The organism is Alistipes sp. UBA1686, assembly GCF_002320215.1.
In the GTDB taxonomy this organism is placed as follows: domain Bacteria; phylum Bacteroidota; class Bacteroidia; order Bacteroidales; family Rikenellaceae; genus Alistipes; species Alistipes onderdonkii.
In genome coordinates, this window is sequence record NZ_DCKA01000020.1 from 1 (window position 1) to 18,839 (window position 18,839).

Annotated in this window: 9 protein-coding genes and 1 pseudogene; 8 read left to right on the forward strand and 2 right to left on the reverse strand. The window is 56.8% G+C overall.

The features are described 5' to 3' along the window. The first annotated feature begins 39 nt into the window (after positions 1-39). From B3C38_RS09690 to B3C38_RS09710, 5 genes are read left to right on the forward strand one after another with little or no spacing between them, the layout of a single operon-like run. Positions 40-1,020 carry a type I phosphomannose isomerase catalytic subunit gene (locus tag B3C38_RS09690; RefSeq protein ID WP_286726882.1) on the forward strand — a complete coding sequence of 327 codons (981 nt, stop codon included), beginning with the start codon at positions 40-42 and terminating at the stop codon, positions 1,018-1,020. Then, positions 1,017-3,284, forward strand: a complete 2,268-nt coding sequence (locus B3C38_RS09695) for a GH92 family glycosyl hydrolase (RefSeq protein WP_278792436.1) — start codon at positions 1,017-1,019, stop codon at positions 3,282-3,284. The genes B3C38_RS09690 and B3C38_RS09695 overlap by 4 nt, the downstream gene beginning before the upstream one ends. Beyond that, a complete protein-coding gene (locus B3C38_RS09700; protein ID WP_278792437.1) occupies positions 3,285-5,480 on the forward strand; it encodes a DUF4838 domain-containing protein in 2,196 nt (731 codons plus the stop codon). 31 nt (positions 5,481-5,511) lie between these two features. After that, on the forward strand, positions 5,512-7,731 hold the full coding sequence (locus B3C38_RS09705) for a GH92 family glycosyl hydrolase (protein WP_286726883.1): 2,220 nt from the start codon (positions 5,512-5,514) through the stop codon (positions 7,729-7,731). Between the two features lie 29 nt (positions 7,732-7,760). Then, positions 7,761-8,963 carry a sialidase family protein gene (locus tag B3C38_RS09710; RefSeq protein WP_278792440.1) on the forward strand — a complete coding sequence of 401 codons (1,203 nt, stop codon included), beginning with the start codon at positions 7,761-7,763 and terminating at the stop codon, positions 8,961-8,963. Positions 8,964-9,910: 947 nt separating this feature from the next. Here the strand turns inward: B3C38_RS09710 and B3C38_RS09715 are convergent. Both B3C38_RS09715 and B3C38_RS09720 read right to left on the reverse strand, forming a co-directional pair. After that, entirely contained in the window at positions 9,911-11,734 is a 1,824-nt protein-coding gene (locus B3C38_RS09715; RefSeq protein ID WP_286726884.1) for a RagB/SusD family nutrient uptake outer membrane protein, read from the reverse strand. Positions 11,735-11,746: 12 nt separating this feature from the next. Continuing rightward, entirely contained in the window at positions 11,747-14,899 is a 3,153-nt protein-coding gene (locus tag B3C38_RS09720; RefSeq protein WP_286726885.1) for a SusC/RagA family TonB-linked outer membrane protein, read from the reverse strand. A gap of 560 nt (positions 14,900-15,459) precedes the next feature. Here B3C38_RS09720 and B3C38_RS12585 point away from each other — a divergent pair. The 3 genes and pseudogenes from B3C38_RS12585 to B3C38_RS09735 form a co-directional block, all read left to right on the forward strand. Next, a pseudogene (locus B3C38_RS12585) lies at positions 15,460-15,606 on the forward strand (mobilization protein); the annotation flags it as partial. Next, on the forward strand, positions 15,591-15,722 hold the full coding sequence (locus tag B3C38_RS09730; protein WP_278792444.1) for a hypothetical protein: 132 nt from the start codon (positions 15,591-15,593) through the stop codon (positions 15,720-15,722). The pseudogene B3C38_RS12585 and the gene B3C38_RS09730, both read left to right, overlap by 16 nt. A gap of 289 nt (positions 15,723-16,011) precedes the next feature. Beyond that, positions 16,012-18,831, forward strand: coding sequence for a TonB-dependent receptor (locus tag B3C38_RS09735; protein ID WP_286726886.1), 2,820 nt, complete (start codon positions 16,012-16,014; stop codon positions 18,829-18,831). Positions 18,832-18,839: the final 8 nt, after the last annotated feature.

The window sequence follows — 18,839 nt, forward strand, 5'->3', positions numbered from 1 at the left end:
CCCCGAAATCATCGACTTCACGAAACGGAACAGCATCCTATGAGACCTTTGAAATTCAGACCTATCCTCAAACCGCTACTCTGGGGCGGAGACAAAATAGCTTCCTATAAAGGCATCGCCACCGATCTGCGCCATATCGGCGAAAGTTGGGAATTGTCGGGTGTGCAGGGGGCGGAATCGGTTGTCTGCAGCGGCGATTATGACGGTTATAAACTCTCGGAGCTTATTGCGGAGCTGAAAGAGACGCTTGTCGGCCACTCCGTCTACCGGCGTTTCGGAACTGAATTCCCCCTGTTGGTGAAGTTCATCGATGCACGTCAGGATCTCTCGATCCAAGTGCATCCGAACGACACGCTCTCCCGGTTGCGGCACGGCAAGAACGGCAAGACGGAGATGTGGTATGTCGTGGATGCCGACAAGGGGGCGCACCTCCGCTCGGGATTCTCGCAGCAGGTATCTCCCGAGGAGTACGAGCGGCATGTCGCAGACCATACGCTGACGGAGGTGCTCCGCGACTATAAGGTCAGCGCCGGGGATCTCTTTTTCCTGCCGGCAGGTCGTGTGCATGCCATCTGTGCGGGAACGTTCATCGCGGAAATCCAGCAGACCTCGGACGTCACCTATCGCATTTACGATTACGGACGTACGGACTCCGACGGCCGGCCCCGTGAACTGCATACCGAGTTGGCGAAGGATGCCATTGACTACACCTTCTTGCCGGACTACCGCGCTCATTATCCCAAAGGCCGGGATCGTGAGGTAATGCTCGTTTCGTGCCCTTATTTCGTAACGTCACTCTACGACCTGGGAATGCCCCACAGCATAAACCTCTTCGGCGTAGACTCTTTTCTGATCGTCATGGGCATCGGGGGCAAGGGCGTGATCTTCGATGACGAGGGTAATGAAACCTCTCTCCGTCAGGGTGAGACGCTCCTCGTCCCTGCAGCTACGCGCTCGCTGCGTATCGAACCCGAAGGCAGCCTGAAAATCCTGACCAGCCGTATCCCGTTTGAGCCATGAAACCTTATGCCTTGTTTTTAGCTGCGCTCGCCGCAGCCGTTTTCTGCGCACCGCTGCGTGCGCAGGAACCTGCCGACTGGGTCGATCCTTTCGTCGGCACGACCAACTTCGGCACGACCAACCCCGGCGCGGTGTGTCCCAACGGCATGATGTCCGTGGTTCCCTTCAACGTGATGGGTTCCGACGAGAACGTCTACGACAAGGACGCCCGCTGGTGGTCCGCGCCCTATGAGTTCCACAACAAGTTCTTCACGGGCTTCGCCCATGTCACGCTGAGCGGCGTGGGATGCCCCGAACTGGGATCGCTGCTGGTGATGCCGACCACGGGCGCGCTCGACGTCGATTACCGCAATTACGGCAGCAAGTACACCGGTGAAACCGCTTCTCCGGGCTACTATTCGAACCGGCTTTCGAAGTACGGCGTCCTTGCCGAAGTGACGGCCACGCCGCGCAGCTCGGCCGAACGCTACACCTTCCCGGCGGGCGAGAGCCATATCCTGCTCAATCTGGGCGAGGGCCTTACCAACGAATCGGGAGCTTGGGTGCGCCGCGTGAGCGACACCGAGGTCGAGGGCATGAAACTGCTCGGCACGTTCTGCTACAACCCGCAGGCGGTGTTTCCGATCTATTTCGTGATGCGCGTCTCGAAACGCCCCTCCGCCACGGGATTCTGGAAGAAACAGCCCCCCAAATACGGTGTCGAAGCCGAGTGGGACAAGGATGCCGGCAATTACAAACTCTATACGCACTACGACCGTGAACTCGCGGGCGACGACGTTGGCGTGTGGTTCAGCTACGAAACGACGGAGGGCGAGCAGCTCGAAGTCCGCATGGGCGTTTCGTTCGTGTCGGTCGAGAATGCGCGCCTGAACCTCGAAGCCGAGCAGCAGGAGCGTTCGTTCGACGACATCCGTGCCGCGGCGCGCCGCTCGTGGAACGACGATCTGGGCCGCATCCGCGTCGAGGGCGGCACCGACGCGCAGAAGAAGGTTTTCTATACGGGACTCTATCATGCGCTGATCCATCCCAATGTGCTGAGCGACGTCAACGGTGAATACCCTGCGATGGAGAGCGCCGAAATCCGCACCGCCGAGGGCAACCGCTATACGGTTTTCTCGCTCTGGGACACCTACCGCAACCTGCACCAGCTGATGACGCTGGTCTATCCCGAACGCCAGTTGGAAATGGTGCGTTCGATGATCGGCATGTACAAGGAGTGGGGCTGGCTGCCGAAGTGGGAGCTTTACGGCCGCGAAACCTTCACCATGGAGGGCGACCCGGCCATCCCGGTGATCGTCGATACGTGGATGAAGGGCCTGCGCGATTTCGACATGGACGCCGCTTACGAGGCGATGCGCAAGTCGGCCACGACGCCCGGCTCGCAGAACAGGATGCGCCCCGACATCGATCCCTATGTCGAAAAGGGCTACGTGCCGCTGGGCTTCTACGCCCGCGACCTTTCGGGCGACAACTCCGTGTCGCACGCGCTGGAATACTACATCGCCGACCATGCCCTGTCGCTGCTGGCCGATTCGCTCGGCCGCAGGGAGGACGCGGCGCTGTTCCGGAACCGTTCGCTCGGCTATAAGAACTACTACAGCCCCGAATCGGGCACTTTCCGTCCGATCACCGGGGAGGGCGGTTTCCTGACGCCGTTCGATCCGCGGCAGGGCGAGAATTTCGAGCCGGTTCCCGGTTTCCACGAAGGCTCGGCATGGAACTATACGTTCTATGTCCCGCACGACGTCTACGGACTGTCGAAGCTGATGGGCGGCCGGCGCAAATTCATCGACAAGCTGCAAATGGTCTTCGACGAGGGGCTTTACGATCCCGCGAACGAACCCGACATCGCCTATCCCTACCTTTTCAGCTATTTCCGGGGCGAGGAGTGGCGTACGCAGCGCGAGGTGAACCGCCTGCTGGCCAAATATTTCACCACTGCGCCCGACGGCATTCCCGGCAACGACGATACCGGAACCATGTCGGCGTGGGCGGTCTTCTCGATGATGGGCCTCTACCCGGACTGCCCGGGCGAGCCGTATTACACGCTCACCTCGCCCGTTTTCGATCGGGTGACCGTTACGCTAGACAGGAAATACTATCCGGCCGGGGAACTTGTCATCGAGACGAAGCGTCCCGATTCCGGCGCGGTCTATATCCGCTCGATGACGCTCGGCGGCAAACCGCTGAAGCGATACCGCATCGGCCACGACGAGCTGCTGCGGGGCGGACGGCTGACTTTCGAACTTCAAAACCGCAAATAGATGAGACTCTTCCGCTGGATATTCGTTGTCTCGCTGCTGCTCGTCTCGTCCGGAGTCCGGGCGCAGACCCGGCTGACCCGCAACGGCAAACCTGCGGCCCGGATCGTCGTGGCGCAGCAAACTGCCGCCGATCTCACGGCCGCGCAGCTGCTGCAGCGCTTCGTCCGCGAATCGACCGGTGCGACACTGCCCCTGCTGCATGACGTGACGCCCCGCAAGGGCGACATCCTGATCGGAGCTTCGGACACCGCGGGACTTGCCGAGGACGGCTTCCGCCTTCGCACGCAGGAAGGCGTGCTGCGCATCAGCAGCGGCGGCGACAAGGGGGCGGTTTACGGCGTCATGACGCTGCTGGAACGTTACTTGGGGCTGGATTATTTCGCCGCCGGAGTCTATGACCTCGACCGGAATCCGACCGTCACGCTTCCGGCGATGGACTTCGCCGAAAACCCGGCGTTCCGCTATCGCCAGAGTCAGGGCTACGGCATGGCGCAGGACTCCGTGTATCGGTTGGCCCTGCGTCTGGAGGAGCCGCGCGACATCTTTGCCGGCGGCCTGTGGGTGCACACCTTCAACAGCCTGCTTCCTGCGTCGGTCTACGGCGCGGAGCATCCCGAATACTACTCGTTCATCAACGGCGAACGCCGTCCGGGGCGCGCCAGCCAATGGTGTCTGACGAACGACGAGCTTTTCGAGCTGGCGGCTGCGAAGGTCGATTCGATCTTCCGGGCCAACCCCGGCATGAACATCATCTCCATAAGCCAGAATGACAGCAATTTCACCTACTGCCGCTGCGAGGAGTGCGAGAAGGTCAACCAGTACGAGGGTGCGCCTTCGGGCAACTATATCCGCTTCCTGAACAAGCTGGCGGAGCGTTTCCCCGACAAGGAGTTTTCGACGCTGGCCTACCTCTTTACGATGCAGCCCCCGAAGCACGTGAAGCCGCTGCCCAACGTCAATATCATGCTGTGCGACATCGACTGCGACCGCGAAGTGCCCCTTACGGACAATGCGTCGGGCCGCGAGTTCATCGAAGCGATGGAGGGGTGGGCGGCCCTGTCGGACAATATCTTCGTGTGGGACTACGGCATCAATTTCGACAACATGGTCACTCCGTTCCCCAACTTTCCGATACTGAAACCCAATATCGGGCTTTTCCGGCGCAACCACGTCACGATGCACTTCTCGCAGATCGGCGGCTCGTACGGCGGCGATTTCTCGGAGATGCGCACCTATGTGGTCGCCAAGCTGATGTGGAATCCCGATCAGGATACCGATTCGCTCATGCTGCGTTTCATGCGCGGCTATTACGGATCCGCTGCGCCTTATATTTATCAGTACGAAAAACTGCTCGAAGGCGCATTGCTGGCGGGCGGCCAGCGGTTGTGGATATACGATTCTCCCGTCTCGCACAAGGACGGTATGCTCAATGCCGCCTGCCGCAAGCGTTACGGAGAACTGTTCGACTGCGCCGAGCGGGCCGTGGCGGGGGATTCCGTCCTGCTGCGCCGCGTGCGCCTGACGCGTCTGCCGCTGATGTACTCCAACCTCGAAATCGCCCGCACGACGGCCGACAAGGACCTCGGCGCCGTGGTGAGCGAGCTGGACGCGTTCGAGAAATACGTGACCCAATTCGGCGTGAAAACGCTCAACGAGCGCAACAACAGTCCGCAGGAATATTGCCGGCTCTACCGCAAACGTTACCTTCCTGCGGAGAACTCCAATCTGGCGCTGGGCGCGCGGATCGTCTGGATCGACGCTCCTGCGGAGAAATACCGGGCGTCGGGCGAGAAGACCCTGACCGACGGTCTTTTCGGCGGCGCATCGTTCGTCGAGAGCTGGACGGGCTGGGAGGGCAAGGACGGCGCCTTCGTCGTCGATCTGGGCCGCGACGTGACCTTCTCGACGGTCGAGACCGATTTCCTGCATCAGCTGGGCCAGTGGATTCTGCTGCCCCGTTCGGTGCGCTACTCCGTCTCGTCCGACAACGCGGACTGGACCCCGTTCGGGCAGGTGGAGTTCCCTGAGGACCAGTCGGTTCCCGTGAAGTTCGTTCCGGCTGCCGTCACGGCCGCACAGCCGGTGCGGGCCCGCTATGTCAAAGTCGAAATCGAAGGCGTCAAGACCTGTCCGCCGTGGCATTACGGCGTAGGCTGCCCCTGCTGGTTCTTCCTCGACGAAGTGACCGTGAAATAAAACGTTGCGAAAAATTTTAAACGATTGCATAATGAAACCCAAGCATCTTCTTTCCTTATCCGTTCTGCTGATCTCGGCCGCCTGTTCGCAGCCTGAGCAGAAGCCGCTGACGCAGTATGTCGACATGTATATCGGCACGGGCGGCCACGGCCATGTCTTCATGGGGGCCAACGTTCCGTTCGGCGCTGTGCAGCTCGGCCCCACCAGCATCCCGCAGTCGTGGGACTGGGTGTCGGGATACCACATTTCCGATACGACCGTCATCGGTTTCAGCCATACCCACCTCAACGGAACGGGTATCGGCGACCTGTTCGACGTCACGGTGATGCCCGTCGTGGGCGGGGTGACCTACGCCCGCGGCACGGAGGACGACCCGCAGTCGGGGCTTTGGTCCTATTTCAGCCGTAAGAACGAAAAAGCCCGTCCGGGCTATTACGCCACGCGGCTCGACCGCTACGGCGTCGATGTGGAGCTGACCGCCACCAAGCGCGTCGGGCTGCACAAATACACCTTCCCCGCGTCGCAGGACGCCGCCGTGGTCTTCGACCTCGAAAACGGCGGCTGCTGGGACAAGGCCACCGAGACCGCATTCGTTTCCGACGGACTCCGGCTCAGCGGTTACCGCTATTCGACGGGCTGGGCCAAGGATCAGCGCGTTTACTTCACGGCCGAATTCTCGAAGCCGGTGAAGAATATCTCCTATCCCGATGCGTCGGAGACGGTTCCGGAGGAGGGCGACGTTACGGTCAAGGGCCGTTACGCCCGCGTGGAGTTCGATACGACCGACGGCGAGCCGCTCTATATGAAAGTGGCGATTTCGCCCGTGAGCATCGAGAACGCCAAGCTCAACATGCAGGCGGAACTTCCCGGCTGGGACTTCGAAGCCACGGCGGCGGCGGCCGACAAAGCGTGGAACGCCGAGCTGCAGAAGGTGCGTGTCGAGACTTCGGACGAAGCCGCCCGCCGCATCTTCTATACGGCGCTCTACCACACGATGGTCGCTCCGTCGGAGTTCTGCGACGTGAACGGCGACTACCGGGGCGCTGACGGCGAGATCTACCGCGCCGCGCCGTTCGTGAACTATACGACCTTCTCGTTGTGGGACACCTACCGCGCCGCCCAGCCGCTGATGACGATTCTCCATCCTGAGAAGATGCCCGACATCGCCAATACGATGCTCCATATCTACACGCAGCAGGGCAAGCTTCCCGTCTGGCACCTTGCGGGCAACGAGACCGACTGCATGGTCGGCAATCCCGGCATTCCGGCCATGGCCGACATCGTGCTGAAAGGTTACGGCGGCTTCGACAAGGAGCTGGCCTACGAGGCGCTGAAGAAATCCGCCATGCTCGGCGAGCGGGGTATGGACCTGCGCATGAAATACGGCTATATCCCCTGCGACCTCTTCAACGAAGCGGTGGCCTACGACATGGAGTACGCGCTGGCCGACTGGGCCGTGGCTCAAGTCGCGGCGCAGCGCGGCGATACGGCCGATTACGACTATTTCCTCGATCGCAGCAAATCCTACCGCCACTTCTTCGATCCCGAAACCCGTTTCATGCGCGGGCTGGATTCGAAAGGCGGCTTCCGCACGCCCTTCAACCCGTTCGCTTCGACCCACCGCGAGGACGACTACTGCGAGGGCAACGCGTGGCAGTATACGTGGCTCGTGCCGCACGACGTTGAGGGGCTGATCGGCTGCTTCGGCGGCAAGGAGGCTTTCGTCGAAAAACTCGACTCGCTCTTCACGGTCAGCTCCGTGCCGGAGGGCGCCGCTTCGCCCGACATTTCGGGCCTGATCGGTCAGTACGCCCACGGCAACGAACCCAGCCACCACGTCGTCTACCTCTATACGATGATCGGCCAGCCCGCGAAGACCGCCGACAAGGTGCGCGAAATCCTGACGACGCTCTACCACGACCAGCCCGACGGATTGTCGGGCAACGAGGACGTCGGCCAGATGTCGGCGTGGTACGTGCTTTCGTCGCTGGGATTCTATCAGGTCGAGCCGGCCGGAGGACGCTACTTCTTCGGTTCGCCGCTCTTCGACAAGGCCGAGCTGCGTGTCCGCGACGGCGTGCTGACCGTCACGGCGCATAATAACTCCGCCGCGAACAAATACATCCAGGCGGTGAAGCTCAACGGCAAACCCTACACCAAGCCCTATATCGCCTTCGACGACATCGCCGCCGGCGGCAGGCTCGAATTCGAGATGGGCAACGAACCTAACCGTGGATGGGTAACTTTTTGAACTAAACTCGATATTAAATAATATATTTTATGTTTAATGTGTATGTTGTACGTCGTTTTGCACGATGGCTGATCAGTTGCCAGCTTTGTCTGGCAACGCCTCTTTCGGTAACCGCTCAACATGAGTTGACAGAACCTGAACATACGCTCGTGTTTCGTGCGGGCGATTGTGGCTCCAGATATTATCGGATCCCTGCATTGATCACTGCAGCCGACGGATCGTTAATTGCTGTGGCTGACCGTCGAAATGATTCGCAGGGCGATCTTCCGAATCAGATTGACCTCGTAATGCGGCGTAGTACGGATAACGGTAGTACTTGGAGCGAACAAGTCGTTATTGCGCAACATACACCCGAACGTGGATATGGGGATGCTGCTCTGGTAGTAGACCGTATAACAGGCGATCTGTTGTGCATTTTCGCATCCGGATGCGGCATGTGGGCTTCGACGACAGAGCATCCCACAGACGTCTGTATTGCCCGCAGCCGTGACAATGGTTTAACATGGAGCGATCCTCGGTATATCACTTCGCAGATATACGGCTCCGAGTGCAGTAATCCGGGAGCAAAGAATCTTTCAGGTCTTTTCGCTGCTTCAGGGTGCGCTACACAACTTCGCGACGGGACGTTGGCATTCGTCGTGGCAGCACACCGCACAAGTGAAAAATGGCCGCCGCTGTACAATCATGTTTGCTGTTCTGCGGATGGTGGTGAGACATGGCGTCTGCTGTCAGCAACACCGGGCCCATACGGAGACGAAGCGAAATTGGTGGAATGTAACGATGGTACCTGGCTGATGAGTATCCGCAATCCGTCGCAGGGATATCGACGTTATGCGGTTTCACACGACCAGGGAGTAACATGGAGCGATGTCAGGGAATGGAGGCAATTGCCAGATCCGGCATGTAATGGGGATATGATTCGCTTTTCTCAAGGTGAAGGACAGCCTGAAGTGTTGTTGCATTCTATTCCGGCGGATACGGTCATGCGACGCAATGTTTCAATCGCTGTGAGTTACGATGAAGGACGTACATGGCCTGTTCGCAAAACCGTGTGGAACAGGGAAGCAGGATACTCCTCGCTAACGCGCTTGGAGGATGGTTCGATCGGATTACTCACTGAAGTAGGAGATTGGGAATCGGGTTTTGAGATCTGGTTTACGCGCTTGAGTTTCGAATGGCTGACAGATAAGACGAATGGAGAACAGTTCGCATGTGATAACGATGATGAATAATTTGTTAGTTCATGCTGTGTTGTAGGCATTTCATATTTTTAGCAGTTACTCGTATTCGAAAAGGGAGGATTACCATCACAGCTCTTCCCTGATAAATTTCAGTTTATATATCGGAAAGAATGGGCAATACGGAATTATGCTGCAAATATCTGGTAAATAATATCAAGGATGGTAATTATCGAAATTTATCCATGAGTCCGACGATACGTTCTGTCCGATAAACATAGGAAATTTTATCGGAGAGCGTAAATTAAACTGTGTCACAAGAGAAAATGTTTAATTTTAAGACATAGTTTGATATTTATGAGCAGTAAAGACTTTGATTTTGAACGATTCAAGGCCTATGAAAGATGAATTGAAATTGTCGAAAGAGGCTGCGCGTAAACGTGGTGACCGAATGCGATAATTTGTACTTTCATTTGCAGTCAATGCGGATTATCCCATCTGTCGTTTCAAGAAATAGTGCGTATCAGGTTATCATTGTAGCATATTTGAAAAAGACAGGATCTTTGCTCATGAAATTCTTGATGAAGGAATAATTGTACAAGATATATTCAATACGGGAGCTATTGCAAAAATAGTCTCAGTAAACCGACAAAATAGAAAATGGTCATTGAATTATTGGCTGTTTTTTTATACTCTTCCCAGGCTTTAAGTAACTGACAAAACAGGCATATAACTGAATCTTGGAAGATGCTTGCGCTGAAAGATATTACACAAACTTTTGCAAGCTATCTTCCTTATATTTGTGGATTTTTCACAAAATTAGATGAGAGGACAATACTACTGATTTTATTTTGCCAGATAATTCCGGATTTCCTTAATGGCTCGTAAAGTTGTCATTAGATTCACATCCTCATAGATTCTAATTAGTTGCCATTCAGAATCAATAACCGGAAAAAGAGGAAGCCCGCGAGCAGACGGGCTTCTTTTTTCAATACATACGCTCAATAGCCGGGGGTCTGCATCATATCCGGATTGGGATTCGATTCAAATTCCGAGGCCGGGATCGGCATGGCATAGTTGCTGTCTTTCCAGATGATGTTCGTCTTGGCCGCTCCCGGGCCGGACACCGTCTTGTAATAATCGGCCTCCTGCTTGCCCAGGCGCAGGAATCGCACGTACTCCCACCAGCGCATCTCGCCGAAGAACTCGGCCCAAAGTTCGTAGAGCAGCGGATCGTTGGCCAGATGGTCGGTCGCATCGGCAGTCAGCGTGCGGTCGGTCAGCGACCCGTAATCGACGGGCGAGGCCCCGTCGGGCAAATAGCCGTAAGCGCGGCGCTTCACTTTGTTGACATATTCCAGCGCCGTGGCCGGATCGGAGTCTTTCAGCAGATAGGCGTACATCAGGTAAATCTCCGGCAGGCGGATGAAATAGATGTTGTAACCGGCGACATTGCGCGTGGCGTCGGCCAGATGGCCGTCGAGATAGTTATATTTCCGCACGGGCCAGCCGTAGAAGGTCTCGGGATCGTTGCCCGTGTTGGGGTCCATCTCCCACCATTTGTTGAACTCCACCTGCGCGACCTTGCGGTAGGCGTTCACGCCGTCGATGGTCATCTGCACCGAATCGACGAAGGGTTGCAGCGAGCAGACGAAGAGCCGCGGGTCGGGCTCTCCCGGCTCCCATTTGCCCAGTTTCCTGCGATGGGCGAGCTGCTGATCCATATACTCCTCGCTGAGCGAATAGCGCAGCGAACCGTCGGGCTTCGTTTCCGAGAGGACGTGCCCTTCGGCGAGCGGCGCGGCGTCGGTGTAGCCGAAGCGCGGCAGATTGCGGTCGTGCATGTACTGGTTGCCGTAGGACATGGCCGTCCGCGTGCTGTCGGGAGCGATGCAGAACGGCGGGTAGTAGAGCGAAAGGGTCGAACCCGTATTCTGATTGCCATAGGCCGAACCGTTGGTCGGATCGGCCTTGTTGGCCATCTCGTAGAACGATTCGCTGTTGAACTCGTATTCGTCGTAACCGTTGAACATCATGCGGTAGCGTTCGAACGGCTCCAGCGTTTTGCCGCTGTTATGGATACAGTCTTCGAGATCGGTCTTCGCCTTGTCGTTCTGTCCCGCGAAGAGGCACGCCTTGGCCCGGAAAGCCTTGGCCGACCAGACGGTCACGCGGTGGTTGTCGGTCTGCGTGAGAAGCCCCACGGCCCGGTCCAGATCGTCGATGATGGCCTGGTAGCAGGCGCCCGTCTTCGCGCGTCCGACGTACATCTCCTCCAGCGTCTTGGGAACCTTGTCGATGATGGGAATGCCCACGCCGTCCATGTCGGGCTGACCGTAGAGCGACAGCATGTGCCACCGGTAAAAGGCCCGGAAAAAGAGACATTCGCCTTCGTAATTGTCCAGCGATGCCGCCTCGGACGCCGGAGCGGCGGCCCGATAGGCGTCGATCTCCTCCATGACCGTATTGGCGTAGTAGACACCCATGCTGAGTGCCGTCCAGGGGTCCGTCACCTTGTTGTTGCCGGTCTTCACGGCGCCGGAGCAAATATCGACCCATCCCTGATCGTTGTGCCATTGGAGGTCGATGGTGTGGTCGAGGCAGTACATGACGTATCCGGCCCAGTAGTTGCCCAGAAAACACCAATGGTGCTGGGCTCCGTAGACCGAGTTCACCAGCAGGTCGATGTGCCCGATCGACGTGGGGAAATTGCCCTTGGAGAGCGAATCGGGATCGTTCAGGTCGAGGTAATTCGTACAGGAGACCGCCAGTGCCGCACAACCGGAGAGGGCGGAGATTCGAAGATATGCAATCAGTTTTTTCATGTCGGGAAACGGTTAAAAGTTCATGTCGAGTCCGAACGAGATCATCTTGGTCTGCGGATAGGTGCTGCCGTAATAGATGCCGTAGGCGGTCTTGGTCGTCGTCGAGAATTCGGGGTCGAGGCCCGAGAAATCGGTGAAGGTGAGCAGGTTGCTGGCCGATACGTAGATGCGGATGCGGTCGATCTTCGCCTTGCGCGTCCACCGCTTCGGGAAGGTGTAGCCCAGCGTGATATTCTTGAGTTTGAGATACGAGCCGTCCTCGACGAAATAGTCGGAATAACGCTGGTAATTGTAGTTCGGATCCTTGACCGGAGCGTTGCCGTTGGCCGGGTCGGGCGTGACGATGCGCGGCCGCGAAGTCAGCCCGTTGCCCAGGAAATAGGAGGCTCCGAAGACATCGGCCGTGGTGTTGGAACTCTGCTGCACGCTCTCGGTGTAGGATCTCGAAAGGTTCATCACGTCGTTGCCCGCGATGCCCGTGAGGTCGGCCGAGAAGTCGATGCCGCGCCATTCGAGCGAGATATTGAACCCGTACTGCACCTTCGGCCAGGGATTGCCGATGAAGGTGCAGTCCTCGTCGTCGATCGTGCCGTCGTTGTTCAGATCGACGTATTTCAGGTCGCCGATACCCGTCAGCCACTGGTGGTAGTAGTCGTGGCCGTTGGCCTGCGCCTTGGCGTTGAGTGCGTCGATCTCCTCCTGCGAGGTGATCATCCCGTCGGTTTTCAGCCCCCAGAACTGACTGATCGGCTGTCCGTTGACCGTCTTGCAGGGACTCGGGCCCGTGTTGGGATGCCCGCCGCCGCCATAGATATAGGCCGTGGAAAGGCCCAGATCGACCACCCTGTTGCGGTTCTGCGAAACGTTGCCGCTGACGGCATAGTTGAAATAACCGATGTTGTTACGGTAGCTGACCAGCAGCTCCCAGCCTTCGTTGTCGATGCGGCCGATGTTCACCGGCATCGTACTCATCGCAGTCAGTCCGCCGCCCATTGACGTAATGCCCGCCGAATTGGGGGTCGAAAGGGCGTAGATCATGTTTTTGGTGATGCGCTGGTAATAGTCGAACGAGAACGAGAGGCGGTTCCGGAAGAGATCGAGATCCAGACCGACGTTCGTGTTGTAGATCGACTCCCACTTGATGTCCTCGTTGATGACCTTGATGTTATTGTAGCCGCCGACGGCCGTGGTGCCGTCGAACGAATGCACCGTCACGTTCTGGAACGCCGCCATGTAGGCGAACTTGTTCAACGCCTGGTCGTTGCCCAGGATTCCCCAGCTGAAACGCGGTTTGAGCGAGGTGATCCACTGCTGGTTCCAGGACTTGAAGAAGGGCTCCTCGGAGATCTTCCACCCCACCGACACCGACGGGAAGACGCCCCAGCGGTTCTTGGGGCCGAATTTCGGCGATCCGTCGCGGCGGAAGTTGACCGTCAGCAGATAGCGGTTATCGAATGAATAGTTCAGGCGGCCGAACTGCGAGAGGAAGCGGTCTTCGCTCAGGGCGCCCGAAGCGGTCTTGTTAATGTTCGTTGAAAGTGCGAACGACATCGGATCGTTCACCGGGAAATCGGTCGCCATAGCGCTCAGGTCGGCGAAATGGGCGTTCTTGGCCTCCCAGCCGAGCATCGCCTTGAAATCGTGGCGTCCGAACTTGCGGGCATAGGAGAGCGTGGCCGTAAAGGTGTACTGCTCGTCGTAATTGAGCGCCTTGGTGTAGCTGTCCTTCGAGGGCGAACGGCCGAGGTTGTTGGGCTCGGAGTAGTTGTCGTCATAGCCGCCGCCCAGCTGGGCCGACCCCGTGAGGTTCAGTTTCAGCCCCTTGACGATCTCCCAGTCAACGAAAAGGTCGGCGTTGGCCAGCAGGTCGGACTGCTTCTGATGCTGGAGCACGATGACGGCCACGGGATTCGAACCGTCGAAGTCGATCCCCGAAGGAACCGCCGCATAGTCTCCGTCCTCGTCGTAGACGTTCATATAAGGAATCGAGACCCAAGGGAAAGACTCCGTGTAGGGATTCCCGCGCAGACGGGCCAGATAGATGCGCGTGCCGACGGTGACGGAGTTGTTCACCTTGTAATCGACGTTCAGACGGGCCGAGATGCGCTCCCAGTAGTTGTTCATCTGAATCCCGTTTTCCCGTTCGTAAGCCCCCGAAAGGTAGTAGCGGAATTTCTCGCTGCCGCCCGTCAGCGAAAGGTTGTAGCTCTGCTCGATGCCCGACTGGTAGATCTCGTCAACCCAATCGGTATTCGGAAGCGACGCCGGATCGGACCAGATCGGATAGCTCTCGCCCAACGCCTGCTTTACGCGGATATAGTCGGTCGTGCCCAGCAGGTCGTACATGTCCGTATATTGCCGGACGCCGACATGGCTGGTGAACGAGAGTTTGGGCTTGGCGTTGAAACTGCCCTTCTTGGTCGTGATGAGCACCACGCCGCCGGCCGCACGCGAACCGTAGATCGCCGCGGCGCTGGCATCCTTGATGACCTCGATGGACTCGATGTCGTTCAGGTTGTAGTTGCTGTTGTTGTCGCAGGCCACGCCGTCGATGACAAACAGCGGATTCAGTCCGTTGATAGACCCGACGCCGCGGATCACGATGTCCGAACCGCTGCCCGGCTTGCCGCTGGTCTTCGAGACCATCACGCCGGCCACCTTGCCCTGCAAAGCCTCGGCCACGGAACGGGCCGGAACGTCCTTGAAATCATCCGCTTTCACGGAAGCGATGGAGCCCGTCAGATCCGATTTCGACTGCGTTCCGTACCCCACGACGACCACGTTGTCCAGCCGTTCGGCCTCTTCTTCGAGGACGATCTTCAATTCATCGCGGTTCAGCACCGGGAGTGTCAGGCTCTTGTAGCCGACATAGGTGATGAGCAGGGTCGAACGCGCGGGCACTGTCAGCGAGAAGGAGCCGTCCGGACCGGTAATCGTACCGCTCACGGTCGGAGCATCCTTGACGACAATGGTGGCGCCGATCAACGGATTGCCGTGTTCGTCCATCACCTTGCCAGAAACGGTGCGCTCGGCAGGTTGCGCCGCCTTGCCGGCCGCGGGTTTCTCATCCGCACGATCCGCACGCGCCGACGCGGAAAGGTAGCACAACAAGAGCAGGAGAACGCATGTCCGCCTGCCCGCAAGAGAGGAGTAGCATCTTTTCATAAATCGGATTTGAGTTTGTCCAAATCTGGTTCAATCGGGATGCCAAAGCAATCACACCGCAACAAGTCACGTGAAAATCAAAATTTTGCCGTAAAGTAGATTTTTCGCAGTGTGTGGAAAAACTCTACAAGAGTGTGGAAAAACTCCACATTTCAGATGTAAAAAACAGTCCTCGGCGCGAAACCCGATATCGAAGTGATTCAGGATGCCGAAACCGAGGCTGCCATGCACAGCGGTGTGGATCTGCAGTTTGAGTAGGCACTGGAGTGTTAATCCAATCAATACAATTGCTAACAACTTGATTGAATTGTGGATAATACCACTTTTTGTAAAATGTAACATAAATCAAAAGTTTAGGTTACCACTCAACTCCGATGTGATAGGTTAGTATAAAAAGAAAATATGGAGTTGATTAATTTATCTGGTTCGAGGTTCTGGAATACCTTCACAACAAATAAACAATACTCCACACCCGTATTGGGATATGGAGTACATCCATAAAGATACCAATACAAGGTGACGAGTGTGTTGTTTTCCTTGTTGTGATTGAAATTTTCTAGATTGTAAAGGTCATCAATACGCATTTCTCCAACGTTGCGATCCCGCATCAGATCATCCTGTTGGAACAGCGAACCCGTGAGTTGAAAGCCCTGAGTCTCGAGATTTTGAACCTTACAAAACAAGCTAAAGAATGGTTGCGAATATAAGATCCGGAGCTACACCCGGTGGGGCGTTGTATTATAACAAGGAGAAAGTGGATAAGGATGAGGCCGAAGTGCTCTTCTGGCAGAAGATGCTGGAGCCGTTCGACAAATATGGATAGTGGATATTGCACCTCGATTAACAAACAGAAACGACTGCGTCAGTGTACCATAAAATACGTGTAACCTTACTTTTAATTCAAACAACGCATCTACCTATATGTTGGTAAAAATGGTGCAAGACAGACTATATCAGAAAAAATTCATTATATTGCCGTCGCGAAATTCGCAGAATTCTTAAACTGCCCGGAATGCATACAGTCCATTCAGTTGGAGGGGGCATCTGTCAGATTCAAGAATTATTCATTAACCCCAAGCATTATGCTTATGAAGTTTTTTGCCAAATTAAGTGTGCTAACGAGTATTCTGATGCTTTGCGGCGTCACCTCTTTGTGGGCGCAAAGCAAGGGTAAAATCTCATTCAGCGGCACAGTCCAAGCCTCGGAAACCGAGGGGGGGGGGAATTCTAAGATCACCCCGCTGGCCTATGCCGTTGTCTCTCTGCCCGAAATCGGTGTAGCGACTACTACAGACGTCAAAGGCCAGTTCGAAATCCAACTATCTAATCCGGGAAAATACAAAGTCGAGATCAGTTCTCTGGGTTATGAACCGCTATCGCAGATCATCCAGCTTCCCGCACGGGACTCACTCAAATTCACCCTAAAGGCCACCTCGTTCTATCTGGAAAATATCGTGGTGTCGGCCGAGTCGAAAAAGACCGGTGCGGCAACCGCCTCGAAGATTTCCAAATCGGCCATGGAGCACATCCAGGCCACATCGCTGGCCGACATCATGTCACTGCTTCCGGGCGCCAGCACACGCACGGCCGAGGAGATCGCCCTTAAAAAAGCCAGCACATTCTCCGTCCGCAACGGCCAGAGCTTCGGCACAGCCATCATCATGGACGGCGCTCCCCTTTCGAACAACGCCAATATGCAGACCCTCTCGCTGGCGTTGGAAGCCGACGCCGGCCCCAGCATATCGACCCCCAACTCGGGCGTCGACATGCGAACCATCACCACCAACAACATCGAATCGGTAGAGGTGATCCGGGGTATTGCCTCGGCCCAGTACGGCGACATCGCTTCGGGCGCCGTCATCGTCAACAGCAAGGCGGGACGCACGCCGCTGTCGATCCAGCTGGATGTCAATCCCAATGTCTACATGGCTTCCGTATCGCACGGCGTGGGCCTCGGCCGTAAAGCCGGCGTGCTCAACTACGGCGTAGACTACACCTTCGCCCAATACGATCCGACCGAAGGATACGACACCTACAACCGTGTGACGGGACGCGTAAGCTACTCGAACACCGTCGGCAAATGGTCCACCAACACCTCGTTCAACCTGTTCTACACCAAGGACAAGGCCGAACCGAATCCCGACGACGCGAGGGATCTGGACCTGATGACCCAGCGCGACCTGGGCCTGCGCTTCAACACCAACGGGTCGTTCAATTTCAACAAGAACTGGCTCAAAAACCTCAAATACACCGTCTCGGCGAACTATACGAACAAAAAAACGTACCGGGAGGAGTTCGCCACCAACTCCGACTGGACCTACTCCACCTCGAAAACCGACGGAGCCATTCTTTCGAGCATGCCCGGACAGGATATTTACCTGGCCGACGGTACGAAAATCACGAACATCCCCGATGCCGACAAGAACGGCAAAGCCTGGCGCCTGCCGTCGGACTATACGGCCATATACAACCTGTACGGCAAGGAGCTCAACACCTTCGCGCAGCTGTCGGCCAATTTCGCCGGCGACCTGGGACGCACTCACCACCGGCTGATCATCGGCGGCGAGTACCGCGCCACGGGCAACCTGGGCGAAGGCAAGGTCTTCGATCCGGAGACTCCGCCGCGCCGCTCGGTCAACACCAACTTCACCACCCAGCGCGAACGCGCTTTCAGCGACGTGCCGTTCATGCACCAGTTCAGCCTCTTCGCCGAGGAGTATTTCTCGATGGACATCCTGCGCCGCAAACTGGAAATCGTCGCCGGCGTCCGCTATGACCATATTTACGACATGGACGGAGGCGTCGCTCCCCGTATCAACGCCTCCTATGACCTGATTCCCGAGAAACTGAGCGTCCGCGGCGGCTACGGCATCACGTACAAAGCCCCCTCGCTGGGTTATCTCTATCCCGACAACGCTTATTTCGACATCCTGAATTTCGACAACACCACGGCGAGCGGCTTCAGCGACGCCCAGAAATTCCAGATCGCCACGACGCACGTCTATTCGGCGGAGAATCCGGATCTCGAACTGGCGAAGACCACCAAATGGGAGGTCGGCCTCGATTTCAAGATCGGGCAGGTGCGCGGTTCGGTCACTTATTACGAGGACAAGACCCGCAACGGCTACATGACCAGCGCAACGTTCGACACCTTCAAATGCGTGGACTACAATCAGTATTCGGCGGCCAAACCGGCCAATGAGACCGATATGCCCGAGTTGTCGCTCAAGTCGTCAGACAAAATCCTGCTCCAGTATTCGATCCCGACCAACTACTTTGCCTATAACAGCCGGGGCGTCGAGTTCGACATCGATTTCGGACGTATCAACTCCATCCGCACCTCGTTCGGACTGAACGGAAGCTGGACGCAGTACAAATCGTGGAAGAACTACTACACGTTCACGAACCATACGACAGGCAGCAGCGTAGCCGGTTCCTATCCCCACATGGGCGTCTTCGAACCGGGCAACAAGGCGGAGCATTCGTCGTCAACGACGACCAACCTGCGTATCACGCACAACATTCCGCGAATCGGTTTCGTCGTCACGCTGACAGCCAGCGTCAAATGGAAGGAGCGTGAGTACACCACCTACGGCAACGACTCGATCCCTGTGAAATACATCTCGCGCCTGGACGGCAAGTTGTATGACTTCGACGCTTCACGCATCGAAGAGGAGGAGTTCCAGGCCCTCGACATGCGCGGACGCCTCGACGCACGCCGGCTGATTCCCGAAGGTTCGATGCCCCCGATACTCTGTATCAACATCAATCTGACCAAGGAAATCCGCAATTTCATGCGCATTTCGTTCTTCGCCAACAACATGTTCCGCAGCACGCCGATCTGGGAGAGCAAAGTCTATCCGGGCAAGTACACCCGGCGCAACGCAAAGACCTTCTTTTTCGGAGCTGCGCTGTCTGTCAAGATTCGATAACCCTACAA